This is a genomic window from Paraburkholderia tropica (assembly GCF_014171495.1).
Taxonomy (GTDB): Bacteria; Pseudomonadota; Gammaproteobacteria; order Burkholderiales; family Burkholderiaceae; genus Paraburkholderia; species Paraburkholderia tropica.
This window is the reverse complement of sequence record NZ_CP049134.1, coordinates 2,413,856-2,427,981: the sequence shown is the minus strand read 5'-3', so window position 1 is coordinate 2,427,981 and position 14,126 is coordinate 2,413,856. Positions and strand designations below refer to the sequence as shown.

General features: G+C 65.6%; 13 protein-coding genes. 8 read left to right on the top strand and 5 right to left on the bottom strand.

Annotated features, from left to right (window positions below; all coding sequences use genetic code 11):
- Positions 1 to 25: 25 nt before the first annotated feature.
- Positions 26 to 1,144: an ABC transporter ATP-binding protein gene (locus G5S35_RS10935; protein ID WP_065058155.1), complete on the top strand. Its 1,119-nt coding sequence runs from the start codon at positions 26 to 28 to the stop codon at positions 1,142 to 1,144.
- 101 nt (positions 1,145 to 1,245) lie between these two features.
- Here G5S35_RS10935 and G5S35_RS10930 read toward each other — a convergent pair whose 3' ends face one another.
- From G5S35_RS10930 to trxB, 4 genes are all read right to left on the bottom strand, one after another.
- Positions 1,246 to 1,602, bottom strand: a complete 357-nt coding sequence (locus G5S35_RS10930; protein WP_183038298.1) for a hypothetical protein — start codon at positions 1,600 to 1,602, stop codon at positions 1,246 to 1,248.
- A complete protein-coding gene (locus tag G5S35_RS10925; RefSeq protein WP_183038297.1) occupies positions 1,599 to 2,015 on the bottom strand; it encodes a hypothetical protein in 417 nt (138 codons plus the stop codon). The genes G5S35_RS10930 and G5S35_RS10925 overlap by 4 nt, the downstream gene beginning before the upstream one ends.
- A 130-nt stretch (positions 2,016 to 2,145) precedes the next feature.
- The gene (locus tag G5S35_RS10920) at positions 2,146 to 2,922 is read right to left on the bottom strand and encodes a Smr/MutS family protein (protein ID WP_176080778.1); all 777 of its coding nucleotides are present in this window, start codon (positions 2,920 to 2,922) and stop codon (positions 2,146 to 2,148) included.
- Between the two features lie 204 nt (positions 2,923 to 3,126).
- Positions 3,127 to 4,122 (bottom strand): thioredoxin-disulfide reductase, encoded by a 996-nt coding sequence (gene trxB, locus G5S35_RS10915; RefSeq protein WP_065058159.1) that lies wholly within the window; start codon positions 4,120 to 4,122, stop codon positions 3,127 to 3,129.
- A 362-nt stretch (positions 4,123 to 4,484) separates the two neighbouring features.
- On the opposite strand from trxB, the gene G5S35_RS10910 reads away from it, so the two are divergent.
- Entirely contained in the window at positions 4,485 to 6,800 is a 2,316-nt protein-coding gene (locus G5S35_RS10910) for a DNA translocase FtsK (protein WP_074983980.1), read from the top strand.
- 49 nt (positions 6,801 to 6,849) lie between these two features.
- Positions 6,850 to 7,560, top strand: a complete 711-nt coding sequence (lolA, locus tag G5S35_RS10905) for an outer membrane lipoprotein chaperone LolA (RefSeq protein ID WP_080180360.1) — start codon at positions 6,850 to 6,852, stop codon at positions 7,558 to 7,560.
- Between the two features lie 93 nt (positions 7,561 to 7,653).
- On the opposite strand, the gene G5S35_RS10900 is transcribed toward lolA, so the two are convergent.
- Complete coding sequence (locus tag G5S35_RS10900; RefSeq protein WP_065058162.1) at positions 7,654 to 8,724, bottom strand: MBL fold metallo-hydrolase; 1,071 nt, start codon at positions 8,722 to 8,724, stop codon at positions 7,654 to 7,656.
- A gap of 309 nt (positions 8,725 to 9,033) precedes the next feature.
- Between G5S35_RS10900 and G5S35_RS10895 the strand changes: the two genes are divergently transcribed.
- From G5S35_RS10895 to G5S35_RS10875, 5 genes are all read left to right on the top strand, one after another.
- Complete coding sequence (locus G5S35_RS10895) at positions 9,034 to 9,432, top strand: MerR family transcriptional regulator (protein WP_065058163.1); 399 nt, start codon at positions 9,034 to 9,036, stop codon at positions 9,430 to 9,432.
- Between the two features lie 52 nt (positions 9,433 to 9,484).
- Positions 9,485 to 11,296 (top strand): bifunctional isocitrate dehydrogenase kinase/phosphatase, encoded by a 1,812-nt coding sequence (gene aceK, locus G5S35_RS10890; protein ID WP_183038296.1) that lies wholly within the window; start codon positions 9,485 to 9,487, stop codon positions 11,294 to 11,296.
- 45 nt (positions 11,297 to 11,341) lie between these two features.
- Positions 11,342 to 12,535 carry an acetyl-CoA C-acetyltransferase gene (locus tag G5S35_RS10885; protein ID WP_110327961.1) on the top strand — a complete coding sequence of 398 codons (1,194 nt, stop codon included), beginning with the start codon at positions 11,342 to 11,344 and terminating at the stop codon, positions 12,533 to 12,535.
- Between the two features lie 97 nt (positions 12,536 to 12,632).
- Positions 12,633 to 13,310, top strand: a complete 678-nt coding sequence (locus tag G5S35_RS10880; protein ID WP_065058166.1) for an SDR family oxidoreductase — start codon at positions 12,633 to 12,635, stop codon at positions 13,308 to 13,310.
- A 146-nt stretch (positions 13,311 to 13,456) separates the two neighbouring features.
- Positions 13,457 to 13,909, top strand: coding sequence for a YchJ family protein (locus G5S35_RS10875; protein WP_183038295.1), 453 nt, complete (start codon positions 13,457 to 13,459; stop codon positions 13,907 to 13,909).
- Positions 13,910 to 14,126: the final 217 nt, after the last annotated feature.

The window sequence follows — 14,126 nt, the reverse complement described above, 5'->3', positions numbered from 1 at the left end:
CGCAGTGATCAAAAGGATTCATAGCATGGCAAGCCTTTCCATTCGCGACGTCTACAAGACCTACCCGAACGGGGTGCCCGTCCTCAAGGGCGTGAATATCGATATCGAAGACGGCCAGTTCCTGATTCTGGTCGGCGGCTCGGGCTGCGGGAAATCGACGCTGCTCAACATGATCGCGGGTCTCGAAACCGTGACCAAGGGCGAGATCTGCATGGACGGCAAGGTGGTGAACAACCTCTCGCCGAAGGATCGCGACATTGCGATGGTGTTCCAGTCGTACGCGCTCTATCCGTCGATGACGGTGCGCGAGAACATCTCGTTCGGCCTGAACATCCGCAAGGTGCCGAAGGCCGAGCAGACACAGATCGTCGACCGCGTGTCGAACATGCTGCAGATCCAGCATCTGCTCGACCGCAAGCCGGGCCAGCTCTCGGGCGGCCAGCGTCAGCGCGTGGCGATGGGCCGTGCACTGGCGCGCGACCCGATCATGTTCCTGTTCGACGAGCCGCTGTCGAACCTCGACGCCAAGCTGCGTATCGAGATGCGTTCGGAAATCAAGCTGCTGCACCAGCGCGTGGGCAAGACGATCGTCTACGTGACGCACGATCAGATCGAAGCCATGACGCTCGGCGACCGCATTGCGGTGATGAAGGACGGCATCGTTCAGCAGTTCGGCGCGCCCCAGGACATCTACGATTCGCCTTCGAACCTGTTCGTGGCCGGCTTCATCGGCGCGCCGCCGATGAACTTCATCAACGGCAAGCTGGTGGAGCAGGGCTCGGGCGTGGGCCTCGAACTCGACACGGGCGTGGCGCGCAACGTGCTGAACCTGCCGTTCGAAGCGAACAAGCTGCGCAGCTACATTGGCCAGGAAGTGGTGCTGGGCCTGCGCCCGGAGCGTATTACCGACGCGCGCAGCTCGCACGACGGTCACGGTCACGAACTGCAACGCCACACCGTGAAGGTGGACGTGATCGAGCCGACCGGCCCGGACACGCTGGTGTTCGCGCAGGTGAACGGCAAGCGCGTGGTGAGCCGCGTGCACCCGGGTGCGAATCCGCAGCCGCTCAATAACATGGACCTGCTGTTCGACGTTTCGAAGGCGGTGCTGTTCGACCCGAAGACGGAAGAGCGTATCGCTTAAAGCGGTACGGCTGCCCGGGGGCGCTGCGACTACAGCATTACCGCAGCGCCGATACAAAGCCTCACGCGTGGCATGCGCGTGAGGCTTTTTTCTTTGGATGGCTAGCTGGTCACGATAAACGGCCGTTCGACGATTTCATGAAACGTGCTGGGCAGTCCTTCGCTGAGTCGCGCGGTGTAAGCGCGATGGCTTTGCGCGATTTGCCGAAGCTTGCGGCCAGTGGCTTTGGAAAGCGTGTAGGCGCCTTCGAGTTCGGCGAGTTGCGCGAGCAGCGTGACGAGTTCGGCATTCGCGGGCGAGTCGGCGCTCGCGAGCGTGCGCTGCAGCCGCGCGCGCAGCCGGATGGCCTTGTCGAAGTCGGCGATGCGCCCCATGACGCGCGCGAAGACCCAGATGGCGGCCATCAACGTGTCGAAGGCGCCAAACTCTCTCAGGTATCCCAGGAAAATATCGGTCATGTGGCTCTCGCTTTCCATTCGTTCAGCACTACGCCTGCGCCATAGTAGGCGATCGCCCACCAGAATGGATGAGAGGGAATGACGGCTTTTACCGATTCGCTCAACGAAGCTAAAACAAGATAAAGCCACCCGGCCGTGCCGATGACAGCGGCCCAGACGCCCGCCTGAGCCAGCCGTTGATCGAGCCAGCCGCGGCGGCCGGACACCGCGCCGGTTTCGGATGCCGATAGCGACGTCAGATCCGTCAACGCGATGAACAAGGCGATGCCGCCCGCCGCGAGCGAGCTGGGAAAGAAGGCGTCGCTGTCGCTCTGGCCGAGCGCGACGCGCAACAGGTATTCCACGCCGCCCATCAGAATGGGCAGCGCGTAGACGAGTTGACGTGAGGTGGCGTGAAGGCCGTTGGCGGTCATTGCGGCGTGGCGTGGCGTTACGTTGCGGATCGGTCGGACACGCCGATGACCATAACGAAACGCGCTCGCGCGCAACAGCTAGCCGGATGGCGTAGGGCGCGGCATCGCCGCCATGCGCCTATCGATCAGCCTACCCGGCGTGCGGATGATGATGCGCGTGCCCGGCGCCATGCGGCTGCAAAAGCACGAGCACCGCGCCCGCGCCGCCGTCGTGCGGCCGTGCCTGACAGAACGCAATCACTTCTTCCTTCTGTACCAGCCACGCGCGCACCTTGCCCTTGAGCACCGGCTCCTTGCCGGCCGAGCCCAGCCCCTTGCCATGAATCACGCGCACGCAGCGCAGCCCGCGCTTGCCGGCTTCGCGGATGAACGCCTGCAGCGCCTCGCGCGCTTCCTCGCGGCGCATGCCGTGCAGGTCGAGCTGCGCCTGGACGATCCACGTGCCGCGGCGCAGCTTCTTCACCACTTCCTCGCTGATGCCGGGGCGGTGGTAGTAGAGCGTGTCGTCGGTGTCGAGAAAGGCTTCGGGGTCGAACTCGTCGGAGATGGCTTCGTGCAGCACGGCCTGTTCGTCGCGCTGGGTTTGCAGCGGCAGCGGCACGGGCGAGCTGCGGCGCGGCTGCGCGCGCGGCGGCTGCTTGAGCGGCGCGATCTGGCCGATCTCGCGGCGGAAGAGATCGCTGTCCGCGGCGGCTTCTACACGCGCGGCCTGAACGGCGACGCGTTGCTGCTCGCGCTGGCGCGTCTGCACCTTGAGCGCATCGCGCAGGCTGCCGAGGCCGGCGAAGCCGGTCTGCGTCTTGGAGGCGTCGGGTGAGGCATCGCTCGCCACCGGCGCGGGCGCGGCGGCGGGACGGGGCGTGGCGGGGCGCTTGGGCTCGCCCGGATGGGGCACGTTCTTGGGCATGGCGAAAGGCGCTCGATGGCAACGATAAAGCGACGGACGCACGGCCGAAGCGGCGCACGCCGGGGCGCTCACGCGGAGCGCCAGAAAAACGGGACAAAAAACAAGGGCCGCCGGCTGACTGGCCGCGGCCCCCGTTGGGTGCGCCGTCGGGCTGACGGGCACTATTTTAGCGACATGACGCCGCTGGACAACCTTGGTGACAACTTAGCGGTCGGCTTCGGCGCTCATCACGTGCGGCTGGGCGATCTCGTTGATGGTCTCGAGATAGCGCTGCGCGTCGAGCGCGGCCATGCAGCCCGTGCCCGCGCTGGTGATGGCCTGGCGGTAGACGTGATCCTGCACGTCGCCGGCCGCGAACACGCCGGCCACGCTCGTGCCGGTGGCGTTGCCGTTCAGGCCGCCGTTCGTGATGATGTAGCCGTTCTTCATCTCGAGCTGGCCTTCGAAGATGTCGGTGTTCGGCTTGTGGCCGATCGCCACGAACACGCCTTGCAGGTCGAGGTCGGTGGTTTCGCCGGTCTTCACGTTCTTGATGCGCAGACCGTTCACGCCGCCTTCGTTGCCCTTCACTTCGTCGAGCACGGTGTCCCACTTGATGTCGACGACGCCTTCCTTTTCCTTCTCCAGCAGACGGTCGATCAGGATCGGCTCGGCGCGGAACTTGTCGCGGCGGTGGATCACGGTGACCTTCTTCGCGATGCCCGAGAGGTACAGCGCTTCTTCGACGGCCGTGTTGCCGCCGCCGATCACGGCGACGTGCTGGTTACGGTAGAAGAAGCCGTCGCAGGTTGCGCAGGCGGAGACGCCGCGGCCCATGAACAGTTCTTCGCTCGGCAGGCCGAGGTATTGCGCCGACGCGCCGGTCGCGATGATCAGCGAGTCGCAGGTGTACTCGCCCGAGTCGCCGATCAGACGGATGGGCTTTTCGTCGAGCTTGGCCGTGTGGATGTGATCGAACACGATTTCCGTGTTGAAGCGCTCCGCGTGCTCCAGGAAGCGCTGCATCAGCTCGGGGCCTTGCACGCCGTTCGGGTCCGCGGGCCAGTTTTCCACATCGGTCGTGGTCATGAGCTGGCCGCCCTGGGCGAGGCCGGTGACGAGCAGCGGCGAGAGGTTCGCGCGCGCGGCGTAGACGGCTGCCGTGTAGCCGGCGGGGCCGGAACCGAGAATCAGGACTTTGGCGTGTTTGGTTGCGGACATGATCGAATTCCGTTGAGGGCGCTGCGTGGCGCGTGTTGCGGGGCGCCGCGCTGCTGCCGGATTTGCGGTCGGCCGCCGGTGTTGCGGCGGGGCTTACGCAGGTAAGTTGGGCATCAGCCCGCAATTATAAAGGTCGGGGCGGTTCGCCGCTTCATGAAGCTTTCTGATCGGCGCGATAGCCTTGGGGCCAGGCGAGGCGGCCGGCCGTCGGGTCGGCGTTGTCAGTTACCCTCATTTACAGCGTCGCGCCGCCGGGGCTCAAACATCGCGTTTACAATAGGCCGGATCGGACGACGGCGTCCGCGCCGCCGCCCCTGTCGGCGCGCCCGGTACGCCAAAGCATCGAGAATCACCAGGATTCAATGGCCAAAGCACCTTTTACCGCGCAGGCGCAGGCATTGCCGCATCGCATGTCGCGCCTTTTCACCGAAATCCGCTGGATCCTGCAGGTCGCGCTCGGCGTGTTCCTGCTGATGGCGCTCATCAGCTACAGCCGCCACGATCCGAGCTGGACCCACGCCGCCCAGGTCGACCACATCTCGAACTGGGCGGGGCGCGTCGGCGCGCGCACCTCGGACATCCTGCTGCTGCTGTTCGGCCTGTCCGCCTACTGGTGGCTGGTGCTGCTCGGGCGGCTGATTTCGGCGAACTACCGCCGCATCACGCGCCACGAAACCCTGCGCGACGATGACGACGAGAAACCGCGCGACATCAGCTGGGTCGCCGAAGGCTTCGCGTTCGTGCTCGTCATGCTGTCGAGCTGCGGCATCGAGGCGCTGCGCATGTGGTCGCTCAAGGTCCAATTGCCGCAGACGCCCGGCGGCGTCGTGGGCGGCGCGGTCGCCCGCGCGGTCTCGAACGCGCTCGGCTTCACCGGCGGCACGCTCGCGATGCTGATCGCGCTGGCCATCGGTCTGTCACTGTATTTCCGTTTCTCGTGGCTCTCGGTGGCCGAGAAAGTCGGCGAGGCGCTGATCAATGCCGTCACGCTCGCCAAGCTGCGCCGCGAGGAACGCAGCGACCGCAAGCTCGGCGAGGCTGCCGCCGTCAAGCGCGAAGGCAAGGTCGAGCGCGGCCGCGTCAAGATCGAGGAGCACGAGCCGGTCACGATCGTGCCGCCCGTGGTCACGCCGCAGCGCTCGGAGCGCGTGGAGAAGGAGCGCCAGGTGCCGCTCTTCACCGATCTGCCGGGCGACTCCACGCTGCCGCCGATCTCGCTGCTCGACGCCGCGCCCGCCACCCAGGAAACCATCTCCGACGACACGCTCGAATTCACCTCGCGCCTGATCGAGAAGAAGCTCAAGGACTTCGGCGTGGACGTGGCCGTGGTGGCCGCCTATCCGGGCCCCGTCGTCACGCGTTACGAGATCGAGCCCGCCACGGGCGTGAAGGGCAGCCAGATCGTCAATCTGGCCAAGGATCTCGCGCGTTCGCTCTCGCTCGTGTCGATCCGCGTGGTCGAAACGATTCCGGGCAAGAACTGCATGGCGCTCGAACTGCCGAACTCGCGCCGCCAGACCGTGCGCCTGTCGGAAATTCTCGGCTCGGCGGTCTACGCGGACGCGCCTTCTGCGCTCACCATGGGCCTCGGCAAGGACATCGGCGGCAAGCCGGTGTGCGCCGATCTCGGCAAGATGCCGCACTTGCTGGTGGCCGGCACGACCGGCTCGGGCAAGTCGGTCGGCATCAACGCGATGATCCTCTCGCTGCTCTACAAGGCGAGCGCGGAACAGGTGCGCATGATCCTGATCGATCCGAAGATGCTCGAAATGAGCGTCTACGAAGGCATTCCGCATCTGCTCTGTCCGGTCGTGACCGACATGCGCCAGGCCGGCAACGCGCTGAACTGGACCGTCGCCGAGATGGAGCGCCGCTACAAGCTCATGAGCAAGCTGGGCGTGCGCAATCTCGCGGGCTACAACAACAAGATCGAAGAGGCGAACAAGCGCGAGGAAAAGATTCCGAACCCGTTCAGCCTCACGCCGGACGACCCGGAACCGTGCCAGAAGCTGCCGCACATCGTCGTGGTGATCGACGAACTCGCGGACCTGATGATGGTGGTCGGCAAGAAGGTCGAGGAACTGATCGCGCGGATCGCGCAGAAGGCGCGCGCGGCCGGCATCCACCTGATTCTCGCCACGCAGCGTCCTTCGGTGGACGTCATCACCGGGCTGATCAAGGCGAACGTGCCCACGCGGATGGCCTTCCAGGTGTCGTCGAAGATCGACTCGCGCACGATTCTCGACCAGATGGGCGCGGAGTCGCTGCTCGGCATGGGCGATATGCTCTATCTGCCGCCGGGCTCGGGCCTGCCGGTGCGCGTGCACGGCGCATTCGTCGCCGACGACGAGGTGCATCGCGTCGTCGACAAGCTCAAGGAGCAGGGCGAGCCGAACTATATCGAGGGCATTCTCGAAGGCGGCGTGGCGGGCGAGGGCGACGAAGGTTCGGCGTCCGCTTCGGGCACCGGCGACGAGTCCGATCCGCTCTACGATCAGGCCGTCGAGGTGGTCATCAAGAACAAGCGTGCGTCGATCTCGCTCGTGCAGCGTCATCTGCGCATCGGCTATAACCGGGCAGCGCGGCTGCTCGAACAGATGGAGCAGTCGGGACTCGTTTCGTCGATGTCGTCGAGCGGCAATCGCGAGATTCTCGCGCCCACGCGCGACGCCGACTAAAGGCCGACCGGCCCTTCACGCTATCCATTTCGCTACTGGAGAACGATAGATGCAGTTTTTCGCAGGACAACCGACTCGTTTGACATTCGCGCGCGCCGGTCGCGCGCTCGCCGTCGCGCTGGGCGCATCGCTCGCGATGGCCTCGCACGCCTACGCGGGCGGCACCGACCAGCTCAAGCAATTCGTTTCGCAGGTTCACGCCGCGCGCGGCAGCTTCGTGCAGCGCGAACTCAAGGCGCCGTCGAACGCGAAGAGCACGAGCGACGCCGTTGCCACGGCCACGCTCAACGCCAAGACGTCGAGCGGCACGTTCGTGTTCTCGCGTCCCGGCAAGTTCATCTGGAATTACGAAAAGCCGTATCAGCAGCAACTCCAATCGGACGGCGACAACCTCTACGTCTACGACAAGGACCTGAACCAGGTCACCGAGCGCAAGCTCGGCGGCGCGCTCGGCGCGAGCCCGGCGGCCATCCTGTTCGGCAGCAACGACCTCGACAAGAACTTCACGCTTTCCGACGCGGGCGTGAAGAACGGCATCGACTGGCTGGAGCTGATTCCGAAGTCGAAGGACACGCAGTTCAAGAGCGTGGGCATTGGCTTTCGCGACGGCAATCTCGAAGCGATGGAACTGCACGACGTGTTCGGCAACGTGACGCTGCTCACGTTCTCCAACATCGAGAAGAACCCGTCGCTGCCGGCGTCGACGTTCAAGTTCGTGCGTCCGAAGGGCGCCGACCTGATCACGGGCGGCGGCAACTGAGTTTTGCCGCGCCACCAGGCGCATGGCAACGAAAAAGGGCGGCTCGCATGAGCCGCCCTTTTTTATTCGCGTTCGCAGAGGATCACATCGCGATCAAGCCGAAAAGCGGATCACGCCGTCCTCGCCCGTCCTGCGCGTGAGCTTGCCCGCGAGCCACAGCAGATGCAGATGCGCGAGCGCCTCGCCCATCGCGAACGTCATCTGGTGGATGTCGAGTGCGCGCTTGAACATCAGCGGGACGATGTCGGCCGCGCTTTGCGGCGCGCTCGCGCAGGCTTCCATCACTTCGGCCAGACGCGCGTCGTGATGCTCGCGCAGTTGCCCGATGCGCGTGCGCACGCCGCGAAACGGCTTGCCGTGCGAGGGCAGCACGAGCGTGTCTTCGGCCATCGTCTCGTAACGGCCCAGCGATTCGAGGTAGAGACCGAGCGGATTGCCTTCCGGCTCCATATCGAACACGGACACATTCGTGGAAATGCGCGGCAGCACCATGTCGCCGGAAATCAGCACGCCGATCTCTTCGCACAGCAGCGCGCAATGCTCGGGCGAATGGCCAAAGCCCGTCACGACGCGCCAGTCGCGCCCGCCGATCGACACGGTGTCGGCTTCGCGCAGACGGCGGTATTGCGCCGGCAGCGCCGGCACGAGGTTCGCGTAATAGCTGCGGCGGTTGCGCAACTGGTCGAGCGCCGCTTCGTCCTTCACGCCGTGACGCGCGAAATGGCGCGCCGCGCCTTCGCCGCCCGCGTTCGAGCCGTTGCCCGAGGCCAGCACGCACGCGCTCATGTATTCGCCGAGCGTGGTCCACAGGCGCACGTCCCAGCGCGCCTTGTCGCCGCCCGCGCAGATCCAGTGCGCGAGGCCGATATGGTCCGGATGGCAGTGCGTGACGATCACGCGCAGCACCGGCAGGCCGTCGAGCTGACTTTCGAACACCTGCTCCCAGTGCGCCTTGATGGTGTCGTTGGTGATGCCGCAATCGACCACGGTCCAGCCTTGCTGGCCGTCGATCTCGTCGCGCAGCAGCCAGAGATTGATGTGATCGAGCGCGAACGGCAGCGGCATGCGCAGCCACTTCACGCCGGGCGCGACCTCGAAGGCGTGGCCCGGTTCGGGCAGCGTGTCCTTGAAGGGGTAATCGAGCTGGTGTTCGAGCGCATTCATGGGGGTCTCAACTCCTGTCTTTTATGTGTGCGAGTCGGCGCGGTGCGGCGTCGGGCGAGCGCCGTCCGTTCCACATTGTCGCCGCATTGCGGTATTTGTGCAGAGAATCCGGGAGAGTGTTCCGGTACGCGGAACAATGTCGACGCTCCGACCCGGCGCGAGTCTGTCACGGGCAGCTCGCGAGCGGTTCTCGCCGTCGCGGCAAGGTTGCGAAACCTGAAGGTTGACGATAACGTAAACGTCGATTCTAACGACGAACACGCCGCCTTGCCGACGCACCCGGCCGGCGGCCAGAGGCGCCCACCAGTCATGACCCATTACACGATTACCGAACTCGCCCGCGAATTCGACGTGACGCCGCGCGCGATCCGTTTCTACGAGGACCAGGGCCTGCTGGCGCCCAGCCGCGAAGGCGCGAGCGGGCTCAAGCGTGTGTTTTCCGGACGCGACCGCACGCGCCTGAAGCTGACCTTGCGCGGCAAGCGCCTCGGCTTCACGCTCAACGAAATCCGCGCGCTGCTCGATCTCTACGAGTCGCCGACCGACACGCTCCCGCAGCTTCAGGCTTTTCTCGACACGGTGGTGCGCCATCGCGAGATCCTCGAACGCCAGCGCGCCGACCTCGACGCCACGCTCGAAGATCTCGCCCAGTACGAGGCGCAGGCGCGCGTGCTGCTCGAAAAGAACGCCGCGGCGGCGAACCGGTAAGCCGCGCCGGCCCGAGCGTCGACCGCATCGTCCGCCCCGAACCGAGCGCGCCATGAGACATTTTCCCAAGCTGCTCTCGTCGCAGATCGGTTACGACGTCGCGCAGACCCTGCTCGACGGTTTCGATCGGCACTACCGCAGCTTCTGTGCGGCGGCGGCGCGGGCGCGCGCGTGTTTCGAGGCGCGCGACTGGCAGGGTTTGCAGCAGCTCGCGCGCGAACGCATCGCGTCCTACGACGAGCGCGTGCGCGAATGCGTGGTGACGATCGAAGACGAATACGACGCCGAACATATCGACGACGATGTCTGGGAGCAGATCAAGCTGCACTACATCGGCCTGCTCACCACGCACCGGCAACCCGAATGCGCCGAGACGTTCTTCAACTCGGTGTGCTGCAAGATCCTGCATCGTTCGTACTTCAACAACGCGTTCATCTTCGTGCGCCCCGCGATCTCGACCGAGTACATCGAGAACGACGAACCCGCCGCCAAGCCCACGTATCGCGCGTATTACCCGCTGAAAGACGGCCTCGCCGGCACGCTCGAACGCATCGTCACGAATTTTCAGCTCGACACGCCGTTCGAGGATCTGCGCCGCGACGTCGAATGCACGATGCGCGCGATGCGCGAAACCTTCGGCGACGTCGAGCCGAAAGCGAACTTCCAGATTCACGTGCTGGCCTCGCTGTTTTTCCGCAATCAGGCCGCGTATATCGTCGGGCGCATCATCAACGGCGACGCGCTCGTGCCGTTCGTCGTGCCGATCCGTCATGTCGGCGACGGGCGGCTCGCGCTCGACACCGCGCTCCTGCGCACCGACGACGTGCTCATCATGATGAGCTTTGCGCACTCGTATTTTCTCGTCGACATGGAAGTGCCGTCGGCCTATGTGGAGTTTCTGCGCAGCATCATGCCGCGCAAGGCCAAGGGCGAGATCTACACGTCGCTGGGCCTGCAAAAGCAGGGCAAAAACCTGTTCTATCGCGATCTGCTGCAACACCTGCGGCATTCGAGCGACCGTTTCATCGTCGCGCCCGGCATCCGCGGCATGGTGATGATCGTGTTCACGCTGCCTTCGTATCCGTATGTGTTCAAGGTCATCAAGGACAGCTTTCCCGCGCCGAAGGAAACCACGCGCGAGCAGGTCGAGGCGAAGTACCAGCTCGTGAAGCGTCACGACCGGCTCGGGCGGCTCGCCGATACGCTCGAATATTCGAGCGTCGCGCTGCCGCTCGCGCGGCTGGACGACGCGCTGCTGCGCGAACTCGAAACGCTCGCGCCGTCGATGATCGAGTACGAGGGCGACCAGCTCGTCATTCGCCATCTGTATATCGAGCGGCGCATGGTGCCGCTGAATCTCTGGCTGCAGAACGGCAGCGATGAGGACGTGGAGCACGGCATCCGCGAATACGGCAACGCGGTGAAGGATCTGATCCGCGCGAATATCTTTCCGGGCGACATGCTCTACAAGAATTTCGGCGTGACGCGTCACGGTCGCGTGGTGTTCTACGACTACGACGAGATCGAGTATCTGACCGACTGCAACGTGCGCGCAGTACCGCCGCCGCGTCATGAGGAAGACGAACTATCGGACGAGCCGTGGTATCCGGTCGGTCCGCGCGATATTTTTCCGGAGACGTATCGCACGTTCCTGCTCGGCGACCCGCGCGTGCGGCGCTATTTCCTCGAGCATCACGCCGATTTTTTCGAGCCGGCGCTGTGGCAGGACAGCAAGTCGCGCCTGCTCGCGGGCGAGGTGCCCGATTGCCTGCCGTACGAAGCGAGCGCTCGGTTTCGCGCGCGCTATCCGCAACTGTTCGAATGCGCATCCGGCAGCAGCGACGCCGCCGCGTGCGCGGCCTGATCGCGCTTGATCAGCGTATCGAGACATTCAACCCAGGAGACAGACATGAGTGAGACGCAACAGGACCCCGTCGTGATCGTGGCGGCCGCGCGCACGCCGATGGCCGGATTTCAGGGCGATTTCGCCTCGCTCACGGCGCCGCAACTGGGCGCGGCGGCGATAGCGGGCGCGCTCGAACGCGCGGGCCTCAAGCCCGAGCAGATCGACGAAGTGGTGATGGGCTGCGTGCTGCCCGCGGGGCAGGGCCAGGCGCCGGCGCGCCAGGCGTCGCTCGGTGCCGGGTTGCCACTCGCGGCGGGCGCGACCACCGTCAACAAGATGTGCGGCTCGGGCATGCGCGCGGCGATGTTCGCCCACGACATGCTGCTGGCGGGTTCCGCCGACGTGATCGTCGCGGGCGGCATGGAGAGCATGAGCAACGCGCCGTATCTGCTGCCGAAGGCGCGCGCGGGCATGCGCATGGGCCACGGTCAGGTGCTCGATCATATGTTCCTCGACGGTCTCGAAGACGCCTACGACAAAGGCCGCCTGATGGGCACCTTCGCCGAGGAATGCGCGGGCGAGCACGGCTTTTCGCGCGAGAGCCAGGACGCGTTCGCGATCGAGTCGCTCAGGCGCGCGAAACGCGCCAACGAGGACGGCGCGTTCGCGTGGGAAATCGCGCCGGTGAAGGTGGCCACGCGCGCGGGCGAGACGCTCGTCGAGCGCGACGAGCAGCCGTTCAAGGCCAATCCCGACAAGATCCCCACGCTCAAGCCCGCGTTCAGCAAGACCGGTACCGTGACGGCGGCGAATTCGTCGTCGATTTCGGATGGCGCGGCCGCGCTCGTGATGATGCGCGCGTCGACGGCGAAGCGCCTCGGCGTCACGCCGCTCGCGCGCGTCACCGGCCATACGACCTTCGCGCAGGAACCGTCGAAGTTCACCACGGCGCCCGTCGGCGCAATCGCGAAGCTCTTCGAAAAGACCGGCTGGAAGGCCGCCGACGTCGATCTTTACGAGATCAACGAAGCCTTCGCCGTGGTCACGATGGCCGCGATGAAGGCGCACGATCTGCCGCACGAGAAGGTCAACGTGAACGGCGGTGCGTGCGCGCTGGGCCACCCGATCGGCGCGTCGGGCGCGCGCATTCTCGTGACGCTGATCGGTGCGTTGCGCGCGCGCGGCAAGACGCGCGGCGTCGCGAGCCTGTGCATCGGCGGGGGCGAAGCCACGGCAATGGGCGTCGAACTCCTGTAGGCTGACGCCAGAACGCGCGCCGCAGGGAGGCGGCGCGCGGCATCACCCGCACGCGGCGCTTCAGCAAAGGCCGCGGCACACGAGAGAAGGTGACGAGATGAAAACAGCGTTGATCGTGGGTGCGTCGCGAGGTCTGGGTCTCGAATTCGCGCGTCAATATGCCAGGGCCGGCTGGCGCGTGCTGGCCACGGCGCGTTCCGAAACCGCGCTCGCGGACCTGCGTGCGCTCGGTGCGCAGACTTATCCGGTCGATATCGCGAAGCCCGAGGACATCGCCGCGCTCGGCTGGAAGCTCGATGGCGAACGGATCGATGTGGCGCTGATCGTCTCGGGCGTCTACGGTCCGCGCACCGAAGGCGTGGAAGCGATCACCGCCGAAGATTTCGAATACGTGATGAACACCAACGTGCGCGGGCCGATGCAACTGATCCCGATCCTGCTGCCGCTCGTCGATGCGGCGCATGGCGTGCTCGGCGTGCTGTCGAGCCGCATGGGCAGCATCGCGCAGACGACCGGCACGACCGGCTGGCTCTATCGCGCGAGCAAAGCGGCGCTCAACGACGTCCTGAAGATCACCTCGCTGCAGACGCGCCGCGCCACCTGCGTCGCACTGCATCCGGGCTGGGTGCGCACGGACATGGGCGGCGCGCAGGCAGCCATCGACGCCGCCGCGAGCGTGGCCGGCATGCGCGAAGTGGTGGCCGAAGCGGCCGCCGCGCGCGATGTCTTCAACGGACGCTTCTTCCAGTACGACGGCACCGAGCTCGACTGGTAAGTGCGGGCGAGTACCGGTGCGTGCCAGCGAATGCTGGTGAGCGGCGCGCCGTTCAGGTAAAAATGCGAAAGGCCGCTTTGCCCGCGCGAAGCGGCCTTTTGCTTTGGTGCGTTTTTGTTTTCGTTTTCGTCCACGGATGTTTCCCGATGACCGCTGATTCCCCGCGCGCCGCGCGTCCGCTCGACTGTCCTTGCGGCGGTGCCGCGCCGAACCTCAAGGCAGGCGCGAAGCCGCCGCGCTACGCGGCCTGCTGCGGCCGCTTCATCGACGGCGGCGAGTTGCCCGCCACGGCGCTCGAACTGATGCGCTCGCGCTACACGGCCTACGTGCTCGGCGATACCGCCTGGCTGCGCGCGAGCTGGGACCCGGCGACCTGTCCCGCCGATCTCGACGCCAACGCCGAGGCGCCCGACGCGTCGCGCTGGCTTGGCCTGGCGATCAAACGTCACGAGCCTGTCGACGAGACGCACGCGCGCGTCGAATTCGTCGCGCGCTACAAGAGCGGCGGACGCGGCCATCGTCTGCATGAACTGAGCCGTTTCACGCGCGGCGAGGACGGCCGTTGGCGCTACGTCGACGGCGACGTCTCCGATGCATGAATTCCGCTGACCGGCGCTGACAGCCCGCGCATCCGCCGACAGGCAAGGACGGCGCCATAGCGCCTGAAATATCGCGTTTGCAAACAGGCACTTACGTAAAAACGACGCGATTGTTGGCGCCGCGCGACGCGAAATTTCCCGAAATTTTTTTATTCCATCGCGCCGCAAACCGGCCGAAATTCCCGCAGCCGCCGCGCAGCAAGGCTTGCGCGCCGCT